The organism is Rothia terrae, from assembly GCF_012396615.1.
Lineage (GTDB): Bacteria > Actinomycetota > Actinomycetes > Actinomycetales > Micrococcaceae > Rothia > Rothia terrae.
The window spans coordinates 19,879-37,425 of the sequence record NZ_JAAXPV010000005.1; the positions used below are offsets into that span (position 1 = coordinate 19,879).

Annotated in this window: 17 protein-coding genes; 8 read left to right on the top strand and 9 right to left on the bottom strand. The window is 55.1% G+C overall.

Annotation, left to right across the window (positions count from 1 at the left end; genetic code table 11):
• Positions 1-6 precede the first annotated feature (6 nt).
• Positions 7-1,620 (top strand): ABC-F family ATP-binding cassette domain-containing protein, encoded by a 1,614-nt coding sequence (locus HF984_RS03860; RefSeq protein ID WP_343947470.1) that lies wholly within the window; start codon positions 7-9, stop codon positions 1,618-1,620.
• Between the two features lie 186 nt (positions 1,621-1,806).
• Here HF984_RS03860 and HF984_RS03865 read toward each other — a convergent pair whose 3' ends face one another.
• The 6 genes from HF984_RS03865 to HF984_RS11695 form a co-directional block, all read right to left on the bottom strand.
• Positions 1,807-3,126 carry a M48 family metallopeptidase gene (locus HF984_RS03865; RefSeq protein WP_168614376.1) on the bottom strand — a complete coding sequence of 440 codons (1,320 nt, stop codon included), beginning with the start codon at positions 3,124-3,126 and terminating at the stop codon, positions 1,807-1,809.
• Positions 3,127-3,909: 783 nt separating this feature from the next.
• On the bottom strand, positions 3,910-5,049 hold the full coding sequence (locus HF984_RS03870; RefSeq protein WP_168614377.1) for an acetate/propionate family kinase: 1,140 nt from the start codon (positions 5,047-5,049) through the stop codon (positions 3,910-3,912).
• Positions 5,050-5,505: 456 nt separating this feature from the next.
• A complete protein-coding gene (gene pta / locus HF984_RS03875) occupies positions 5,506-7,620 on the bottom strand; it encodes a phosphate acetyltransferase (protein WP_168614378.1) in 2,115 nt (704 codons plus the stop codon).
• A gap of 320 nt (positions 7,621-7,940) precedes the next feature.
• Positions 7,941-8,132, bottom strand: a complete 192-nt coding sequence (locus HF984_RS03880) for a hypothetical protein (RefSeq protein WP_168614379.1) — start codon at positions 8,130-8,132, stop codon at positions 7,941-7,943.
• Positions 8,133-8,162: 30 nt separating this feature from the next.
• On the bottom strand, positions 8,163-8,936 hold the full coding sequence (locus tag HF984_RS03885) for an MFS transporter (RefSeq protein ID WP_168614357.1): 774 nt from the start codon (positions 8,934-8,936) through the stop codon (positions 8,163-8,165).
• Complete coding sequence (locus tag HF984_RS11695; RefSeq protein ID WP_168614380.1) at positions 8,879-9,319, bottom strand: MFS transporter; 441 nt, start codon at positions 9,317-9,319, stop codon at positions 8,879-8,881. Before HF984_RS11695 ends, HF984_RS03885 begins: the two co-directional genes overlap by 58 nt.
• A 238-nt stretch (positions 9,320-9,557) precedes the next feature.
• Here HF984_RS11695 and HF984_RS03895 point away from each other — a divergent pair, with 238 nt between their 5' ends.
• The 3 genes from HF984_RS03895 to HF984_RS03905 all read left to right on the top strand — a co-directional run bounded on the left by HF984_RS03895 (position 9,558) and on the right by HF984_RS03905 (position 10,542).
• A complete protein-coding gene (locus HF984_RS03895; protein ID WP_168614381.1) occupies positions 9,558-9,866 on the top strand; it encodes a thiamine-binding protein in 309 nt (102 codons plus the stop codon).
• 119 nt (positions 9,867-9,985) lie between these two features.
• A complete protein-coding gene (locus tag HF984_RS03900) occupies positions 9,986-10,216 on the top strand; it encodes a YlcI/YnfO family protein (RefSeq protein ID WP_168614382.1) in 231 nt (76 codons plus the stop codon).
• A gap of 8 nt (positions 10,217-10,224) precedes the next feature.
• Positions 10,225-10,542, top strand: a complete 318-nt coding sequence (locus tag HF984_RS03905) for a type II toxin-antitoxin system PemK/MazF family toxin (RefSeq protein ID WP_168614383.1) — start codon at positions 10,225-10,227, stop codon at positions 10,540-10,542.
• Between the two features lie 50 nt (positions 10,543-10,592).
• Here the strand turns inward: HF984_RS03905 and HF984_RS03910 are convergent, their stop codons facing one another.
• Positions 10,593-11,237, bottom strand: coding sequence for a GNAT family N-acetyltransferase (locus HF984_RS03910; protein WP_210729564.1), 645 nt, complete (start codon positions 11,235-11,237; stop codon positions 10,593-10,595).
• 46 nt (positions 11,238-11,283) lie between these two features.
• Here HF984_RS03910 and HF984_RS03915 point away from each other — a divergent pair, with 46 nt between their 5' ends.
• Entirely contained in the window at positions 11,284-12,180 is an 897-nt protein-coding gene (locus HF984_RS03915; RefSeq protein WP_168614384.1) for a fused MFS/spermidine synthase, read from the top strand.
• A gap of 49 nt (positions 12,181-12,229) precedes the next feature.
• Here HF984_RS03915 and HF984_RS03920 read toward each other — a convergent pair whose 3' ends face one another.
• Positions 12,230-12,649 carry a YchJ family protein gene (locus HF984_RS03920; protein WP_168614385.1) on the bottom strand — a complete coding sequence of 140 codons (420 nt, stop codon included), beginning with the start codon at positions 12,647-12,649 and terminating at the stop codon, positions 12,230-12,232.
• Between the two features lie 156 nt (positions 12,650-12,805).
• Between HF984_RS03920 and HF984_RS03925 the strand changes: the two genes are divergently transcribed.
• On the top strand, positions 12,806-13,573 hold the full coding sequence (locus tag HF984_RS03925) for a fructosamine kinase family protein (protein WP_168614386.1): 768 nt from the start codon (positions 12,806-12,808) through the stop codon (positions 13,571-13,573).
• A gap of 89 nt (positions 13,574-13,662) precedes the next feature.
• Here the strand turns inward: HF984_RS03925 and HF984_RS03930 are convergent, their stop codons facing one another.
• A complete protein-coding gene (locus HF984_RS03930) occupies positions 13,663-15,144 on the bottom strand; it encodes an NCS2 family permease (RefSeq protein WP_168614387.1) in 1,482 nt (493 codons plus the stop codon).
• A gap of 337 nt (positions 15,145-15,481) precedes the next feature.
• Between HF984_RS03930 and HF984_RS03935 the strand changes: the two genes are divergently transcribed.
• Entirely contained in the window at positions 15,482-15,859 is a 378-nt protein-coding gene (locus HF984_RS03935) for a DUF2218 domain-containing protein (protein WP_210729565.1), read from the top strand.
• Positions 15,860-16,281: 422 nt separating this feature from the next.
• Entirely contained in the window at positions 16,282-17,547 is a 1,266-nt protein-coding gene (locus HF984_RS03940) for a hypothetical protein (RefSeq protein WP_168614389.1), read from the top strand.

Below are 17,547 nucleotides of genomic sequence, written 5' to 3' on the forward strand. Positions count from 1 at the left end.
TGCTCTGTGTCTTTTTCTCACCTGTCATTCACATGGCAGGACGGCACCTCTTGTTTCTCCGACCTAGCCGGTGCTTTCAGTGCACCCCTGACGGGCCTGGTTGGAGATAACGGCAGCGGTAAATCAACGTTTCTCAAGGTGCTCGCTGGGCTCATTCAGCCGACGTCGGGTGATGTGCAGCGTCCTGCGCGAGTTGCTTATCTACCGCAAGATCTCGGGCTTGATGCGAACAGCACGGTTGCCGATATTTTTGGAATTACAAAAATTCTTGACGCCCTGACCGCCCTAGAAAGCGGCGACTTTTCCAATTTTGTGTACGAGGCAATCGGCGATAAGTGGGACGCTGGTGAGCAGATCATTGTCGCGCTGGCCAGGGCAGACTTCGCCCCGGTTACAGGGCTCTCGGATGCGGAGGTCTCAGAGTTTCTCCGGCGCCCCCTCTCAACCTTCTCAGGCGGCGAGGCTGTGGCTCTCGCGCTCACCGCAACACTCGCATCCTCACCGGACTTTCTGCTGCTCGACGAACCCACCAACAACCTCGATTCGCACGCTAAATCCAGCCTCATCGAGCAGTTGCACCACCTGCCCTGCCCGGCAGTCATCGTCAGCCACGACAGAGACCTCCTTGCGCACGTCGATGAAATTGCTGAGCTTTATCAAGGAACCCTGCGCACCTTCACCGGTAACTACGAGAGCTACGCCCAGGCTATCGACGCCGAACAACATGCGGCTCAACGCACCGTCCGCGACGCGAAAGCGCAACAGCGCAAAGAAACCAAAGAACGCGCCGACATGCTCACCCGACTGGCACGCGACGAGCGACGCGGTAAAAAATTCGCTGCCTCAAAACGCAAACCCGGCATGGCAATGGGGCTCGACAAAAACTCCGCGCAGCGCACCGCGGTTAAACGCTCTCAACAACACGAGAACTCCGTGGCGGACGCGCGCCGGTCGGTTGACGACGCACAAAAGCAAGTGCGCGAGGACGACTCTATCTACATCCACCTGCCCGAAACGGCCTTACCTGCCGGGAAGAAAGTCCTAGAACTATCCCTCACCCGCGCAGATGCGGAGAGCATGCCGGAGAGCATCATTCTTGAAGGACCAGAACACTTGCGAATCACCGGCGCGAACGGCAGCGGTAAAACAACCCTGTTCAACCACATCGCTCACGAATCCGGACTCACCGCTCCAACGGACCGGCCCGCGTCCTACACTGTCGCCTACGCGCTGACATCGTGCGGGTACTTGCGTCAGCGCATCAACCTCGCGCCGGATAAGACGGTGTTAGAAACTGTCGCGCAAACCAACATCACCGCCACCGAGCAGTACCTGCGAGACCAACTGGCACAACTGCAATTCAAACGCGACCGCGTTAACGCCTGCATCAGCGAGCTCTCGGGCGGTGAGCGTTTCCGTGTGGAACTCGCACGCATCCTGCTGAGATGCCCCGCCCCGCAGCTACTGTTGCTCGACGAACCCACCAACAATCTCGATATTTCCTCGGTCAACTGGCTGGTGGACGCGCTGTCCAGCTATGAGGGGGCGCTGGTGCTGGTGAGCCACGACGAGGACTTTTGTAGCCGCGTCCGTATTGATAGGACGTTGCACTTGCCTTAACGCGACAGGGGAGCGATGTGCCACTTTTGAGGTAAAAAGTGGTACATCGCTCCCCTCTCACGATTAAAATCTCATCCGTGCGAATAACCGGTGGGCGAGGTTCCTGAGACAGGCTTTCTGGGCAAAGATTTTTATTTCCTCGCTCACTCGGAAAATCTCCACCCAGCCCCTATTACAGCGAGTGGGCTAGCGGTTATCTACTTGCTGGTCAGGACCTCCCTGTCCCTGTTGCCCTTGGTATTCCCGGGCGCGCTGCTCGCGCAGATACGGCGGCACCCATTCGGTGTCGAGCATATCGGCGACGCGTCGGTCGCGCTGGCTCGCCGGAACCTTCGACTCCACGCGGGCGATGCCGAAGTGCTGGTTTTCTGGGTTCTCCGGGTAGATGCTCATGTAGTCGGTTGCCTGCATAGGATCAGCCCAGGTCTCTGCGGGCTCAGCCGCGGGAACCATCGACAGCGGGTAGGGCGGGTTGCTCTTGGGACGCCAGATGATGCGGCCGGGTTCTGATCGGTCGCGCAGTGCATGTGCGCGCCATGTGTTCGAAGGATGCGAGGCGCCCAGGTTCGCGAACCAGGTGAAGAAGCCGCCCTCGTAAACCGCGCGGTTGGCGTACTCGTCGAAGTTGACCTCGTTCATCAGGTACTTGCCGGCAGCCAAAACACCGATAACTTCGCGTGAGCCCTGCGGGCAGTAGCGGTAGCCAAAGTTGTCGGCGGTGTACTCCTGAGTACGCGATAGAATCGCGCCGGCGTAGGGCAACTGAGAGAACAAAGAAGTGAAGATCAGGCGGAAATAGCTGGTGTGACCTGCGGCGATGTGTCCGACTTCGTGCCCGATAATAAAGCGCAGCGCGTTGGGATTGCGTGGAGCCCCACCGATTTCAAAGAGGTCTGAGTAGATTACGATAAAACGGCGGTGCCCGTGGCCGGACGCGAACGCGTTGATTTGCCCGTTGCCCAGCTGAATGTAGGCGTCCGGGACGCGACGTAGACCGGCTGCACGAGCTGCTTCAACTACCATCTGGTAGGCCTCGGGAAACTGCGTGGGCGTAATGCGCACACCTGTTAGGCGAATCTGCGCGTACATAACTGCGCGCGCAAAGAACAGCAGAAGCGGCAAGTAAACCGCCAGCAGAGCCAGCTGAAGCATCAGTCCAATGTTGGATGCTGAACCGGTTTCGGAGTCCACATCGATAGCCTGCAGATCAGGAATAAATGAGGTCACAAAGTACACCGCCACACCAATGTAGGCAACGAGCGTGATGCTGTACGCCGCGATCAGCCAGGGTAGCTCACCGGGGTGGCGTAGCGCGTTGATGAACTTGAAAGGCAGAAGCGTCTGAAAGCCAAACAGCTTAGGCGCCGGTAGCGGTGACATCGGGTTTTGGCGTGTGTCTTCGGGCAGCCAGCCGCGCGAAAGGTCGTTCGGCAAAGGCGTGGTGAGTTCATCGGTGTTTGCCGGGGGACGGTGGCCGCCCTGCTGGGGGCCTGGCTGGTTGCTCATGAATATCCTTAGAACAGTTTTGTGGCTGTGAAACTGGGACTAAGTCCAATCTATAGAGTGCGCGCGTAATATCCAAAGAGGTTGCCCTGATTTACTTCTTGCGGACGATATCCGAAGAACCCGGCGTCCTTATGGATCTTCAGAGCAATAGTTCTTGAGGACGAGGGGTGCTCTACGAATTGCAGTTACTTAAAAACTTTTAAAAAGTTTTTCGTTTTTGCGTCATGAAACCGGCCAAACCCGCTCTTTAAGGGTGACGGCGTCAAAACCGTCAAAAAATCGTCAATAGGGAACGTGCCCGATCTGCGGTGAGAAAAGCCTTCCTGGTCTTGGATCAACCCGGTGAAAAGCATGATGCGCTACCAAGTGCTGATGGTGGTGCATAGAGACGAACAAATGAGGATTTGCGTTAGGGGAAAATGCTGAACCTCATGTGCGCACTATATCGAGCTGGGGAACTCGATGCGCGCAAGCATAAAGCCCGCTTCTTGGGGAAGAAAGCGAGCCACATAAGCAGGCGCTATTTTGCTGGTAGTGCCTAGCACCGGTGACGAACAGCGTCGTTCGCTGCCGGTGCATCAAGTATCGGATATTTGGGAATCTACCCGATATATGGAACGCCGCAGTCTGGGGAGTCTGCGGCGTTCCGCTTATTTAAGGCAAAAAATTACCCGGATCCGTGCTTTATACCCGATTTTTTCGGGTAATTTGCACGGATCCGGGTAATTTTTTCGTCCCGGGAGCCCTAGGTAGGGCACCGGGCGCGACGCTAGTAACTAGCGACTAGCTGTTTACAACCTCAACGGTAGCCTCAGCGATAGCTTTCTCCTCGTTGGTAGGAATAACCAAAACGGGGATCGCTGAGTCCTCAGTTGAAATAATCTGAGGAGCGTCGCTACGAACCGAGTTCAACTCGGGATCAAGCTTGATGCCCAAAGCACCCAGGCGCTCACCAACAAGTGCGCGGAACGGTGATGAATTCTCACCAATACCCGCGGTGAATACCAGAGCCTGTGCGCCACCAACAGCAACATGGTAGCCACCAATGTACTTAGCCAGGCGGTAAGAAGTCATATCCAGTGCGAGCTTTGCTCTCTCGTCGCCAGACTCCATTGCCTCCACAACAGCGCGCATATCGTTGTTGCCAGCAATCGCGAGCAGACCTGATTCCTTGTTAAGGATGTGGTCTAGCTTCTCAGCAGTCATCTCGGGGTCGCGCATCATCAAAGCGGTCAGAACTGAGGGATCAATATCGCCGGAACGGGTACCCATCACAAGACCAGCCAACGGGGTGTAACCCATGGAGGTATCCAATGACTTACCGCCCTGAACAGCAGTGATGGACGCGCCGTTACCCAAGTGAGCAATGATGCCGTTGAAGTCATCACGGTTAATGCCCAAGAACTCAGCCGCAATACCAGTTACGTAATCGTGCGAAGTACCGTGCGCACCGTAGCGACGTACACCGTACTCGGTGTAGAACTTCTCAGGAACAGCGTAACGGTATACATGCTCAGGCATGGTCGAGTGGAAAGCGTTATCGAAAACAGCTACCTGGGGTACGCCAGGGTAAGTCTTAGTTGCAGCCTTGATACCCAAAACGTGAGCAGGGTTGTGCAAAGGAGCCAGAGGTGAAAGATCATCGATCTTCTGCAGAACATCTTCGTCAATAAGAACGGGCTCAGTGAAGATGTCGCCACCCTGAACAACGCGGTGACCAATTGCGTCAATGGTCTTACCGTGCAGGGGCTCTTCAAGGTTCTTCGCCATGATTTCCAGAGCCTCAGTGTGGTTAGGAATCTTGGTACCGATGTTCTCAATCAGACCCTTAGCAATGACCTGGGTGTCTTCGATTGAACCTTCGGTATCACGAACCTGGTACTTCACAGATGAAGAACCGCAGTTAATAACGAGTACGAGCATGTATTTACTCCTTGATAGTTGATACCAGCCGGTAGCTGGCGGTAAAAGATTTTGGGTGAGGAAGCGGTTGAAGTTCGACAGCAGCGACAAGCGCTCAAGCTCAAACATTAAACGCGGACGCGGGGGTCGAGTTTAATTTTCGGAGCGAGACAGTGCGGTGATAGTTCAGCGTCCGCGTTTAAAACTCGCAGTCGCACTGTCGCTGCCTGTCTCACTGACCGTTGGTACCCCAATATCTTTTCCCTTGTGAGAAGAAGAGATATTGGTCTTTCTGCGCACCTAGCTGTCTCCTGTGACGGAGGCGAAGTGCGTTGCGGGGGCTCCGTCCGAGCCTGCTGACTAGGTCGCCCAGCGACCTTCATCAGCAGGCGAGGGGCACACCCCCCCGCAATGTACTTCGCGCAGTCAATAACCCGCGTCCTTACAGGCAAACTCTGCCCTTTGAACCACAGTTGATTAAAGGGTCTGAGCCTGAATAGCAGTAATCGCCACGGTGTTCACGATGTCCTCAACGGTGCAACCGCGTGAAAGGTCGTTCACGGGCTTGCGCAGACCCTGCAAAACGGGGCCGACTGCAACTGCGCCTGAGGTCTGCTGAACGGCCTTGTAGGTGTTGTTGCCGGTGTTGAGGTCGGGGAAGATGAACACGGTTGCCTGACCTGCAACATCTGAGTCGGGCAGCTTGGACGCTGCGATGGATGCGTTGGATGCTGCGTCGAACTGGATTGGGCCTTCGAACGCGAAGTTGGGGTTTGACTCGCGCAGCTTCTCAGTTGCCTCAACGACCTGCTCAACGTCTGCGCCGGCGCCTGAGGTGCCGGTGGAGTAGGAGAGCATTGCGACCTTGGGGTCAACACCGAACTGGCGTGCAGTTTCTGCTGATGCCTTTGCGATGTCTGCGAGCTGGTCTGAGTTGGGGTTGGGGTTCACAGCGCAGTCGCCGAAGACGAGTACGCGGTCTTCCATGAGCATGAGGAAGACGGATGAAACAACCTTGACGCCTTCGCGGGTCTTGATGAATTCCAGTGAGGGGCGGATGGTGTTCGCGGTGGTGTTGACTGCACCGGAGACCATGCCGTCGACGAGGCCCTTGTAGACCATCATGGTGCCGAAGTATGAGGGGTCAGACATGCGGTTGCGTGCACCTTCGAGGGTCATGCCCTTGTGTGCGCGCAGTTCTGCGTAGGTTGCTGCGAAGTCTTCAGCGTATTCGTTGTTGGTGAGGTCGATGATGCGGATGCCCTTGTCGCCTTCGTTTTCAGCGATGGGCAGGTCGATACCTTCCTTCTGGGCAACTTCGAGAATCTGCTTCTTGTCGCCGAGCAGTACGATGTCGCAGAAGTCGCGGCGCACGATGATTTCTGAGGCGCGCAGGATGCGGGGGTCCTGACCTTCGGGTAGTACGATGGCGCGGCGGTTGGAGCGTGCCTTTTCGATGAGGTTGTGCAAGAAGCGCAAGGGGGTCATGGACGCGGGGCGCTCAAGTTCGAGGCGCTCGAGCAGCTCGTGCTCGTCGACGCGTCGTGACCATTCACCGAGAGCTGCCGCTACCTTGCGGGGCTGGCCGAGTGAGAGGTTGCCGTGTACGCCTGCTACTGCGCGTCCTGACTTGAAGGTGTCGAGGTCGGTGCGGAACACGGGGAAGGGTGAGCGCTCAACGAGTGAGCCGATCACTGAGTCGGGTGATACGGTGTCTTCGAATCCGCCGGTGAGCAGCATACCTGCCGGTGCGGGGAAGCTCGGTGACAGTGCTGATGCCAGGGTTGCAACCATGACGTCGGTGCGGTCGCCGGGAACGATGACGAAGTCGCCGTCTTCGAACTGTGCGAGGAAGTTTGAGACGGTCATCGCAGCGATCTTGATGTCGTGGATGTCGCGGTCCAGCATCTCGTCTTCGATGGTTTTGGTGTTGAGGTCGAGTGCGCTCACAACTTCGCGGACTGAGGGCTGCGCGATTTCGGGCATCTCGGGCAGGACGTAGACGGGACGCTTGGAGGGGCCGCGCTTGACGCTCTGCTCTACTTCTTCAACGAGTTCGGGTGCGCAACGGTTGACCATGATAGCCAGTACGTCGACCTTAGCGTCGTGCAACTCGGTGCGTGCAACGTCTACCGCGTTGTTGATGTCTGCAACTGATGAGTCCTGCGCGCCAACAACAGCGATGACGGGTACGCCGAGGTCGCGTGAGAACTCGGCGTTGAGGTCGAATTCTACGGTTGCTGCGTTGTGCGCCATGAGGTCAGTGCCGTCGATGATGATGACGTCGCAGTGCTCAGCCATTTCACCGTAGACGGACACAGCGATGGATGACATCTCCTCGTGGTTGCCTTCAGCGAGAAGTTCGCGGCAACGTTCCAGCGAGACACCGCCGCGTGCCTGCTTTTCGCTGAGGTTGAAGTTCTTGCGCATGAGTTTGACCATGGGGTCTTCTGATTCCACGGTGCCGTTGAAGACGGGGCGGAAGAAGCCGACGCGGTCTGCGCGCTTGATCAGTGAATCAGCAAGACCGAGCGCAACCAGGGACTTGCCTGACTGTGAGGTCATTGCGGATAGGTAAATGCCAGTAGCCATGTAAAAACATCCTCATAGCGTTGTGTGCTGCGCGTGTTTGCGTAGCCTGTGTTGCCATCGCGCCGTGAGACGTTTTTATGTAAAGACGTGAGTCAAGGCGCGAGAGCCTTCTTGTCATTGTTAATGCTACTTATACATAAGCGTCAGGTGGTAGGTTTCGGGCTGTTTGGGCGTAAAAGGTATATGGTGTTGGGCACGGTATCTACCACTGTTTTGGCAGGAGCCGGAGCGTGCAAGCACAAAAAGACTGATGCCCCATATTCTTAGGAAGAGCATGAGGCACCAGTCTTTATGCAAGTAATCAGTGGTTATGCAGTCATTTAGCTACGCGGACGCACCGTGGCAATCGGCATGGTGGTGGTGTCCAGCTTGGGGTTCTCAAACTGGGTGCGCACCAGCTCGGATGCCTCTTCTTCGGACGCTACGGGCGGGAAGGATCCGAGCAGGTTGCGTCCTGCGCTTTCCTTGTAGAACGTTAGGCCGATGATGCCGATGACGCAGGCAAACATCATGTAGTAGGCACCCGCGTAGTTGGTGTGCCATCAGCTTTCCAGCACGGTCACAACAGAACCAGCGGTTGCACCCAGCAGGGTCGCTGACAGGTTGAATATGAGAGCCATTGCGGCGTAGCGGTGATGCGTGGGAAAGAGTGAGGGTAGGGCGGAAGGCTGCACTGAAATCTGGAACATCAATACCAGGCTCATGAGGAACAAGCCGATGAGGGTCGTCGACACGTGTCCCAGCATCATGAGCCAGAACGCTGGAATGGCCAGAATCAGACCTAAGATGGCGCCGGTGAGCATTAGGGTCTTGCGTCCTACCTTGTCAGATAGCAAACCGAAGAACGGCAAGCATGCTGCCACCAATAAGAAGATAGGAATGAGCAAAATGTTGCCGTGCAGGGTGTCATAGCCCAGATTATCGGTGAGGTAAGAAGGCATATAGGTTGCAAAAATAAAGCCGGTGACCTGCGCACACATGACTAGCGCAGAACCAATAAGCAGCTGCGGCCAGTACTCTTTGCAGATAGTTTTCAGGCTACCGCGCTTTTCTTGCTGAAGTTCAGCGTTATGCTCTTTGGCGGCCTCGAAGGTTGATGATTCCTTGACTCGGGTACGCAAAACCAGGCCGATGATGCCCAGCGGCAGAGCGGCCCAGAAACAGATGCGCCAGCCGAAGTCCAGCATCTGCTCGGGGGTAAGCATGAGCTCAACGATGGTCGCTAGGGCAGCCGCAGTCGCAAAACCGATGTAAGAACTCATGTCCAAGAAGGACGTCCAGAACCCGCGTCGGCGATCAGGCGCGTACTCAACCACAAAAGTCGTTGCGCCCGCGTACTCACCACCGGTTGAAAAACGTGCACAAACTTGAGCAAAATCAGGGCAATAGGTGCCGCCATGCCCCAAGTTTCATAGCTGGGAATGCAACCAATCAAGAAGGTACCCAGCGCCATCATGATAATGGTGAACGCTAGAACCTTGCGTCGACCAATTTTGTCGCCGCGCGGGCCAAGAATAAAGCCACCCAAAGGACGCACGACGAAGATCGCCAACAGGGCGCCGTAGAAAGCGAGCTTTGCCCAGGGATCACCGAAAGGGAAGAAGAGGGCAGTCAAGGATGCGCCGAGATAGGAGTAGACGCCTACGGCGAACCACTCCATGAAGTTGCCGAGCAGAGTTGCTCGTACGGCCTTCTTCATGTCCTCGGGGTTGACGACGTTAATGTCTTCTTGCTGTAAAACAGGGGGGTGCCACCGTGGGCTGCTGTGCTCATCGAGTAGCTTTCTTTTTTACGAATAAGGACATACGGATAATACCGTGAGCGTGACGTACAACAACTATAAGCCGTGTTTATGAATCATGAATTGTCTTTTATGACCGTGAACTAGGTATTCATGAGGTGTTTACGCTACAGCCACTAGGGCATAGTCTTAGAACATGTTGTTTGCATTTTCAGTAGCGCCCATGACTACGGGCGAAGACGGTTCAGTTCACGACGCAGTTGCCGCAGCTGTGAAGGTCGTACGCGAGTCCGGTTTGCCCCACGAAACCACCTCCATGTTCACCACTATCGAAGGCGATTGGGACGAGTGCATGGACGTTATCAAGCGCGCCACCGACGCTGTGCGAGCTTTTGGTTCTCGAGTCTCACTGGTTGTGAAAGCTGATATTCGTCCCGGCCATGATTCCGGTGAAATTCAGGGCAAGGTAGACCGCCTCGAAAAGGCGATCGCTGAGTCGGAGTAGCTTATCTTTTAGCCAGCCTGGCCGACATAACGTTGAGGTAAGGACGCGGTGACACGGGTAGTCGGTTCACCGCGTCCTTCCGCCTTTCTGGGTGAATCCCATTTTGGTATTCTTGGGTTATGACTACTCAAATTGCCGTTCGCTTGCCCGATGACCTGGTTGAGTTTCTCGACTCTGCAGTCGCACATGGTGAGGCCCCGAGCCGTGCCGCTATTGTGGCTGAGGCACTCGAGCAAGAACGTCGTAAATACGCCGCACGAGCCGATACTCAAATTCTTCAAGAACAGGGCACTGAAGATGATCTCGACGATTTAGTTGCGTGGACTGCCTCATCGGCAGTTATTGATTAGGTTTGAGCATGCGCGAAATATGTCTGGTGCACCTCGATAAGACCCGCCCTGCTCTAGTTCTGACCCGCGAGCCAACTCGATTTGTGATGTCCAAAGTAACAATCGCCCCTATCACTTCAACGGTGAAGGGGCTTTCAAGCGAGGTTTTGCTAGGTTCTCAGAATGGTCTTGACCATGAGTGTGTTGCGTCAATCGATAACATTTTGACTGTTCCCGCTTCAGCTTTAGGGCGCACCATCGGCTACTTAACAGAGACTCAAGAGAAAGACTTGGCGCGTGCTGTCGTTTTGGCTTTTGACCTGCGGGTTCCTTTATCTGAAGGATAGGTAGGACGCGGTGGCACGAGTAGTCGGTTTACCGCGTCCTTGCGCAACACCTACACTGTGATACCGCGGAACATCCGCCCGGTGTGCGCGATTTTCTCTGGCGGGAGCGTGGCCGAAATTTCAGGTTCGGGTGACCACGCGCCACCGCACTCAAAGAACGTTCCCTCTAGTGAGAACCCGTTTTTCTCATAAAACCGGACGCCGCGCTCATTGCCGCGTATCACCCACAGGTAGGCGTCCTCGTCCGGGTAAATCAGCGCATCAAACATCGCCTGCCCCAACCCCGTGCCGTGGGTAGACGCCAGTGTGTAAAGCTGCGTGAGCTCGCGCGTGCCTTCGGGTACAGGCGTCACCGGCATGTAGGATTCCCAGCTCAACGGGCCGGGGCGAGACAGCCCCAAGCCCACCGGGTTCTCCCACTCCAATCTTGCACCCACAGCGCAGGATAGCCCGCCTGACGGCGTCCACCCCGGAACCTCGTAGGCAAGCCAGGCGCGGGCACCGGGTGCGGCGATATTTTCGGCGAACTCCTCGAGTAAGTTCGCCTTGTCTGCGCGGTGACGAGCCGCGAACTCCGCGTCGGTAATATCACTGTAGGTCTCACCCAGGCAACGAATCTGCAGGTCAACGTACTTATTGGCACCCGCCTCGGTCACGGCATCGAGTACATACCTGCCGTTGCATACAAAACCCACGAGCTCTCCTTTTCCCTGGTCTTTACCTATAGCGTAGGCTTATTTCGTGGCTAAACGTAGAAGAAAACCCAAAAAGCAGCAGACTCCTGAGCACGGCCCGGTCGAAGGTACCTATCAAATCGATACCGGCGTCGCCGAACTCATCGAAGACGACTACACCCCCGACGGCTGGGTGTTAGAGATCAACGGCATGGAATCCTCACACATTGTGTTGGGACGCCCGCGCGAACTCGACTTTGAATACATGCGCTGGCTGGTAGCCGTTATTGAACCCTACGTTGATGCCCACCTCGACGCCGAAAAACTACGCATCACTCACTTGGGCGGTGGCGCGTGTTCTATGGCGCGTTACCTGGCGGATGTCTACCCCAAATCGCGCAACACCGTGGTCGAGTTGGACGGCAAACTTGCCGACTACGTGCGCGAATGGTTTGAGCTACCCAAGGCACCCCTAGTGAAAATCCGTGTGGGTGAGGCACGCGCGGTGACCGAGTCTTTCGCCCCGCAATCCCGCGACATTATTATTCGCGACGTCTTCGCCGGCTACATCACCCCTGAGCCGCTGACCACTTTAGAGTTCACCCAAATTGCCGCGTCCTCACTGGCAGAGAACGGTTTGTACATTATCAACTGCGGCGACAACCGCGATCTGCAGGGCGCGCGCGCCGAGGCCGCCGCGATTGCGCAGGTTTTCCCGCACACGTGCGCGGTGGCTGACCCTGCCATGCTCAAGGGCAGGCGCCGCGGAAACATTATTCTGGCGGGCTCCTTCTCGCCTCTGCCGCTGGATGGGGAAGTGGCGACCGCCGCCATCGCCAAGCGCCTGCTGGGTGGCGGCGTGCCCGCACAATATAAGGACGACGCATGGGTGCGTGATTTCGCGCGCTCCGGCAAGATGCGACGCGATCCGGCGGCAGACTTAAGCGCCGAGAGGGCACTTTAACCCGGTTTTTGAGCGAAAATCCGGGTTAAAGTGCATTCTCGGCGTGGGGCTAGTCTATATCTCCATCCACGTAGAACCACGAGCCGTTTTCCTTCACAAACCGCGAGTTCTCACGTTGCACACCCTTCACCTTTTCCTCCGCCGGAACACCCGGAAGAGAGCGGTAAAAAGCGGCAAAGCGCACCGTTCCGGCGGAATCGAAAACTCCACCGGTCGCGTCCTCAATATCCAGACGGTACCAGCGCAAAGAATTATCAAGCTCAAGGTCTGCAGGACGCGTACTGGCATGCCAAGTGGCGCTCAGATAGTCAGTGTCGCCCACCGCAAACGCGGTGAAGCGGGAGCGCATCAAAGCCTCAGGAGTGGGAGCAGTGAGAGTGCCGGATTCAGCGAAAGCGGTGTGAAAACGCGCGCAACAGTTGCCGTAGGTTTCGCCCGTTCCGCAGGGGCAGCGAGTGTCTGTGTTCATACCTCTAATCTAACGCAACCGTACTAAGCGGCTTTAAACTAACTTTCCGTGGATTCGCGCTGTAACTTTTACGGTTTTACAGCGCGAATCCACGAAAAGTTTCGCGCGAGACGAGAAAACCCTGCATTGCTCACCATTCTGTAGTTCAGTGGAGATATGGAAACTTTTATCAAACACGGCTCCGAACGCGCGGTAGCCTGGGAAGCTGCCGGGCTCACCTGGCTGGCAGAAGCCACTGCTGATGGCGGCGCTCGCGTGGCGCAGGTGGTCTCGGCACAGGGAGATACTTTAGAAATCGAACGCATCCAAGAAGCAACACCGTCCAAGCGGGTTGCCGGAGACTTCGGCGCGCAACTTGCCCGCACACACGCATCCGGCGCTGATGCTTTCGGGGTGGGACCCACCGGCTGGGCGGGCGCCGGACTACAAGGCCCGGCAGGTAACCAGCTCAAACTACCGCTGGGCACTTACGAAAACTGGGGTTCCATGTGGGCGGATGCGCGCATCGCCCCGCTGGTGCAGAAAGTCAAAGACTTCGGAAAAACCGAGCGGGCAGTCTTCGATCGCCTGAGCCAGCGCCTGCGCGACGGCGACTTCGACGGATCCTACGGCAGCAACTCCCAGCCCGCCCGCATCCACGGCGATTTGTGGGCAGGCAACCTGCTGTGGACGTCCTCTGATGCCGTGCTCATTGACCCCACGCCTTACGGCGGTCACCCCGAAGATGACCTGGCAGCGCTCGCACTTTTTGGTACTCCGTACTTGCGCGAGATTATCGCGGGCTATGAGCAGGTAACCCCTTTGGACGCCGGTTGGCAGGAGCGCGTGGAGCTTCACCAGCTGCACCTGCTGCTTTTGCATGCCGTACTTTTTGGTGGCGGGTACACGGCCCAAGCCCTGAGCGCGGTTAAAAAGTACTCTTAAAACAACTTTCCGTGGATTTGCGCTGTAAAAACTCGATTTTTACAGCGCAAATCCACGGAAAGTAAGAAAACCGCAAGGGGGAATCGGCTTTAGCCGTGCATCCAGCCCTCAATCACGCCCATTCCAAAGAAGATGAGGAATGCGAGTGACACGATGTACATGATGGGGTGTACTTCTTTACCGCGACCCTGAATGAGGCGGATGAAGGAGTACGCCACGAAGCCCGCACCAATGCCGTCAGCAATGGAGTAGGTGAAGGGCATCATCACGATGGTCAAGAACGCGGGAATACCCAAGCCCCAGTCAGCCCAGTCAATATGGATTGCCTGGCGAACCATCAAGAAACCGACAACAACGAGTGCCGGTGCAACAGCTTCAAAGGGCACAATCTTGACCAACGGTGAGACGAAGACCGCGAGCAAGAACAGCACACCGGTGACGATGTTGGCAAGGCCGGTGCGCGCGCCTTCACCAATACCGGTTGCTGATTCAACGAAGATCTGGTGTGCGGAGCTGGATGCGCCACCACCGAGAACTGAACCTGCAGCGTCGATAAGAAGGACGCGGTCGATGTTCTCGATTTTGCCGTCTTCGGTCATGGTGCCGGCTTCTGCGGCAAGACCAACGGAGGTGCCCATTACGTCGAAGAATACAGCGAGCAGGATCGCGAACATGAGCATGGTTGCGCCGAGGCCGCCGAGTGCGCTGCCTGCGAATGCGCCGGTCATATCAACTGCGCCGATCAGTGAAAGGTCGGGAACGCCCAGCCACTGGGTGGGAATCGCGGGAACCATGAGTGACCAGCCGGTTGCTGAATCCATGGATGAACCTGAGGGTGCTACCTTCTCGATGATGATAGCGAGAACGGTGGATGCGACCACGCCGATTAGAATCGCACCGCGCACGTTGCGGATGAACAGTGCGATGGTCAAGAAGAGACCAAACAGGAAGATGAAAATCGGCCAGCCAATGAGGTGACCGCCAGCGCCGAATGAGACGGGGACGGTGGTGCCAGCAGCATCCGGCATGCGGCGAACAACGCCAGCGTTGACCAGGCCGATGAGCGCGATGAACAGGCCAATACCCACAACAATTGCGGTCTTAAGCGACTCGGGGACAGCATCGAATACTGCGCGGCGGAAGCCGGTGAGAACCAGAATCGCCATAATAATACCTGCCCACACGACCAGACCCATGATCTGCGGCCAGGTGAGGTTGGGGTTGGTTGCAATGGTGGATGCCAGCAGCGCGTTAACGCCGAGGCCCGCAGCCATCGCGAAGGGCTGCTTAGCCCACAGACCCATGATGATGGTCAAGATGCCCGCAATCAAAGCGGTAACAGCAGCAACGCGCTCGACACCAAGGGCGTTGCCGGCCGCGTCCGGTCCCAAGCCAAGAACCAAGGGGTTGAGCACAACAATGTATGCCATTGCGAAGAAGGTTGCGAGACCGCCGCGGATTTCGGTGCCAACGGTTGAACCTCGTTCAGAGATTTTAAAGAAGCGATCCAGCCCGTTTTTGGGTGCTGGTGCTGAAGCGGAAACATGAGCCGCGGTGTTCTCAGAAGCCATTCGTGAAAATCCGTAGATACTCGGTGGGTGTGTGTGCCCAAAAATGAAGAGAGCGTCTATCCGTGAGGCCCTAGAATCAGGTGCGGCACGGTTGACGCTGTTAATTACCTGTTAATCTTACGGCTGAATATACGGGAGGTAATGTCGAAAAGTAACTTATACGGTGTGTTTGTGCTTACGCACGTGCGATGAATGAGACTGGTAGGGGACGGCTCGCATCTCAAATATTCAGTTTTGAACTATGATCTTTGTATCAGCTACTGAACTACCCTTTATCGGGGTCGGTACCTGCTGTAAGCTCGCTCAGGTGAATGAAGATTTACATAAGGAGCAAGTCTTGAGCGATCATTCCGAGAACACCGGCGAGATTATTGCCCCCGCCGATTACCCCGCAATTGAAGAACTCGATTTTACGGGTGAAACAATCGTAGATACCGCGCGTCCTGAACGCTACGCAAAGCAGCTAGCATCTCACTTCAGCGCGAAGCTTCCTAGCGAAGACATCGAATACGGAACCCGTCTGACTTTTAATCGTGACGGTCTCTTTACCGGTTACGCAGATGTACTGGTAGAGCCCATCGACGGTGTTGACCACCTCAAACTCGCGGTATACGCAGCTGATGCTGAAAAGCGCGAAAAGCTAGCAGCTATCGTGGGTGGTCACCTAGAGCGATTTGGTGAACGCGATCAGCTAGAAGTGCACTGGGAATTCTAGCAACTCAAGCCAAGAGGTAGTGGAAGCGGATGTTCAGCTCCTCTCTTGGGATAATAAGAAAAGCCTCGGGGCGGTAGCTTATGAAAGCTACCGCCCTTTTTGCTTCCATACTCAAGGAAACGTATGTACGACAAGAATTATTTAGAATTATGAATCAATAAATATTGAGTCAAATCCGACACATGCCCTTATGTAATATTGTCCCCTTCTAGCAGAATTTTTGTAGGTTCTTCTGTGAAAATTATTCTCTTATTGTGGGCTGTTTTGTTTTTCTTTAATCTACTTTCACCAACCGTTAGAGGGTTACAAAATACTTGATGAAACCTCGAAAATTTTGTTTTTTAAAAAACAGTATTCTCTTTTTTAAAGAACTTATTTTGGCGACCACCTAGTGACGCCAAACCAAGAGGGAGACCAGTATAGTGTCCACTGCTATTATCTCCGGCACTCAAAAGCCGAAATTCAGCTTTAAAAAAGCCAAGTTTTTATACCAATTCTTGTTGTATCTGTCGCCGGTAATTCTTCTTACCGCTATATTCCCCCTAGTGACGCCGAGAATAGCTCACATACAGATTGGTGGAATTGCCCTTTCGCAGATTATTCTTGCAGTTTCTATCACCGTTCCTTGGATGTCTCAGAGCGTATGCTTGCCTGTCTACCGCGCGATGGATGACCTCTTGGGCGAAAGAAACATGGATGCCTGCATGCGAAGGTTTGCAGAATATTGGGTCACCACTAACCTTGCAGTTATCCCGATTCTAGTTTTGTTCTCGTTGCCTTTCTTCTTCGCCCTGAACTGGAGCCTTTCAGCGTTAGCCGCATACTTGATCTTGGGCTATCTGAATATGGCGTTTAGTCAGTTGCTCGTTATCGCTAATCTCCCTACAGATAGTCGAGAAACATGGGCTTATGCTTGGGTCGCCTATGCCTTTGCGCTGTTGGTATTCCCCACAGTGTGGTTTCTTCCTCCCGTGATGGGCATCCTGGTTATGCTCTTTGTCTTGCGAGGTCAGTTTCGTTACTTAGGAGCCTTTAAGCGTCTAGATTTACGCGTTGTCTCTCGAGAAATGTTGCGTGGATTTTTGATGGGAACAGTGCTGTGGGCAGATAAATACATTCTGTTCATCGCTTTAGGCGGCACTATGGATGTCATTGCTGTCTACATGGGACTGGTCCCTGCCGTTATCGCTTATAACTACTTCTTTGCTGCTGAGGCTTCCAAGATTGACCGTTCGGTAAACCAGCTACGTTCTGTTATTGAAAATAAGGGTTACCAAGAGGTAGAAGTTCAGTCTGCTGTAGTTGAGAACCGTGTTGTTAACTCCACTCGTCGAACTTTGATTTTGGCAGCAGTGAGCTCCATTATCGTAGCGATTCTCATGTATTTTTTGACCCCTGCCTCGTTCACTCTAGCCGTTTCAGTCATTATCGCGTCATGGTTGTTCTTAGCGGTAACAATTTTCTGTTATCAAATTGACTACTTAGGGTCATACGTACCCCCTCAGGTAGTTGGGCTTGCACATCTTTTGTTATGCACTGCGGCTTTTCAGCTTATTCCGCACTCCGGAGCTTACTTCATCATCATGGCAGGGGAAGCCATGCTGGTAGCTGTGAGCTACGTGATCTTCCGTCGGACGTGGAGGACTCCGGCTTACGACCTTTTCTGGCGTCATGCGATGACTTGGTAA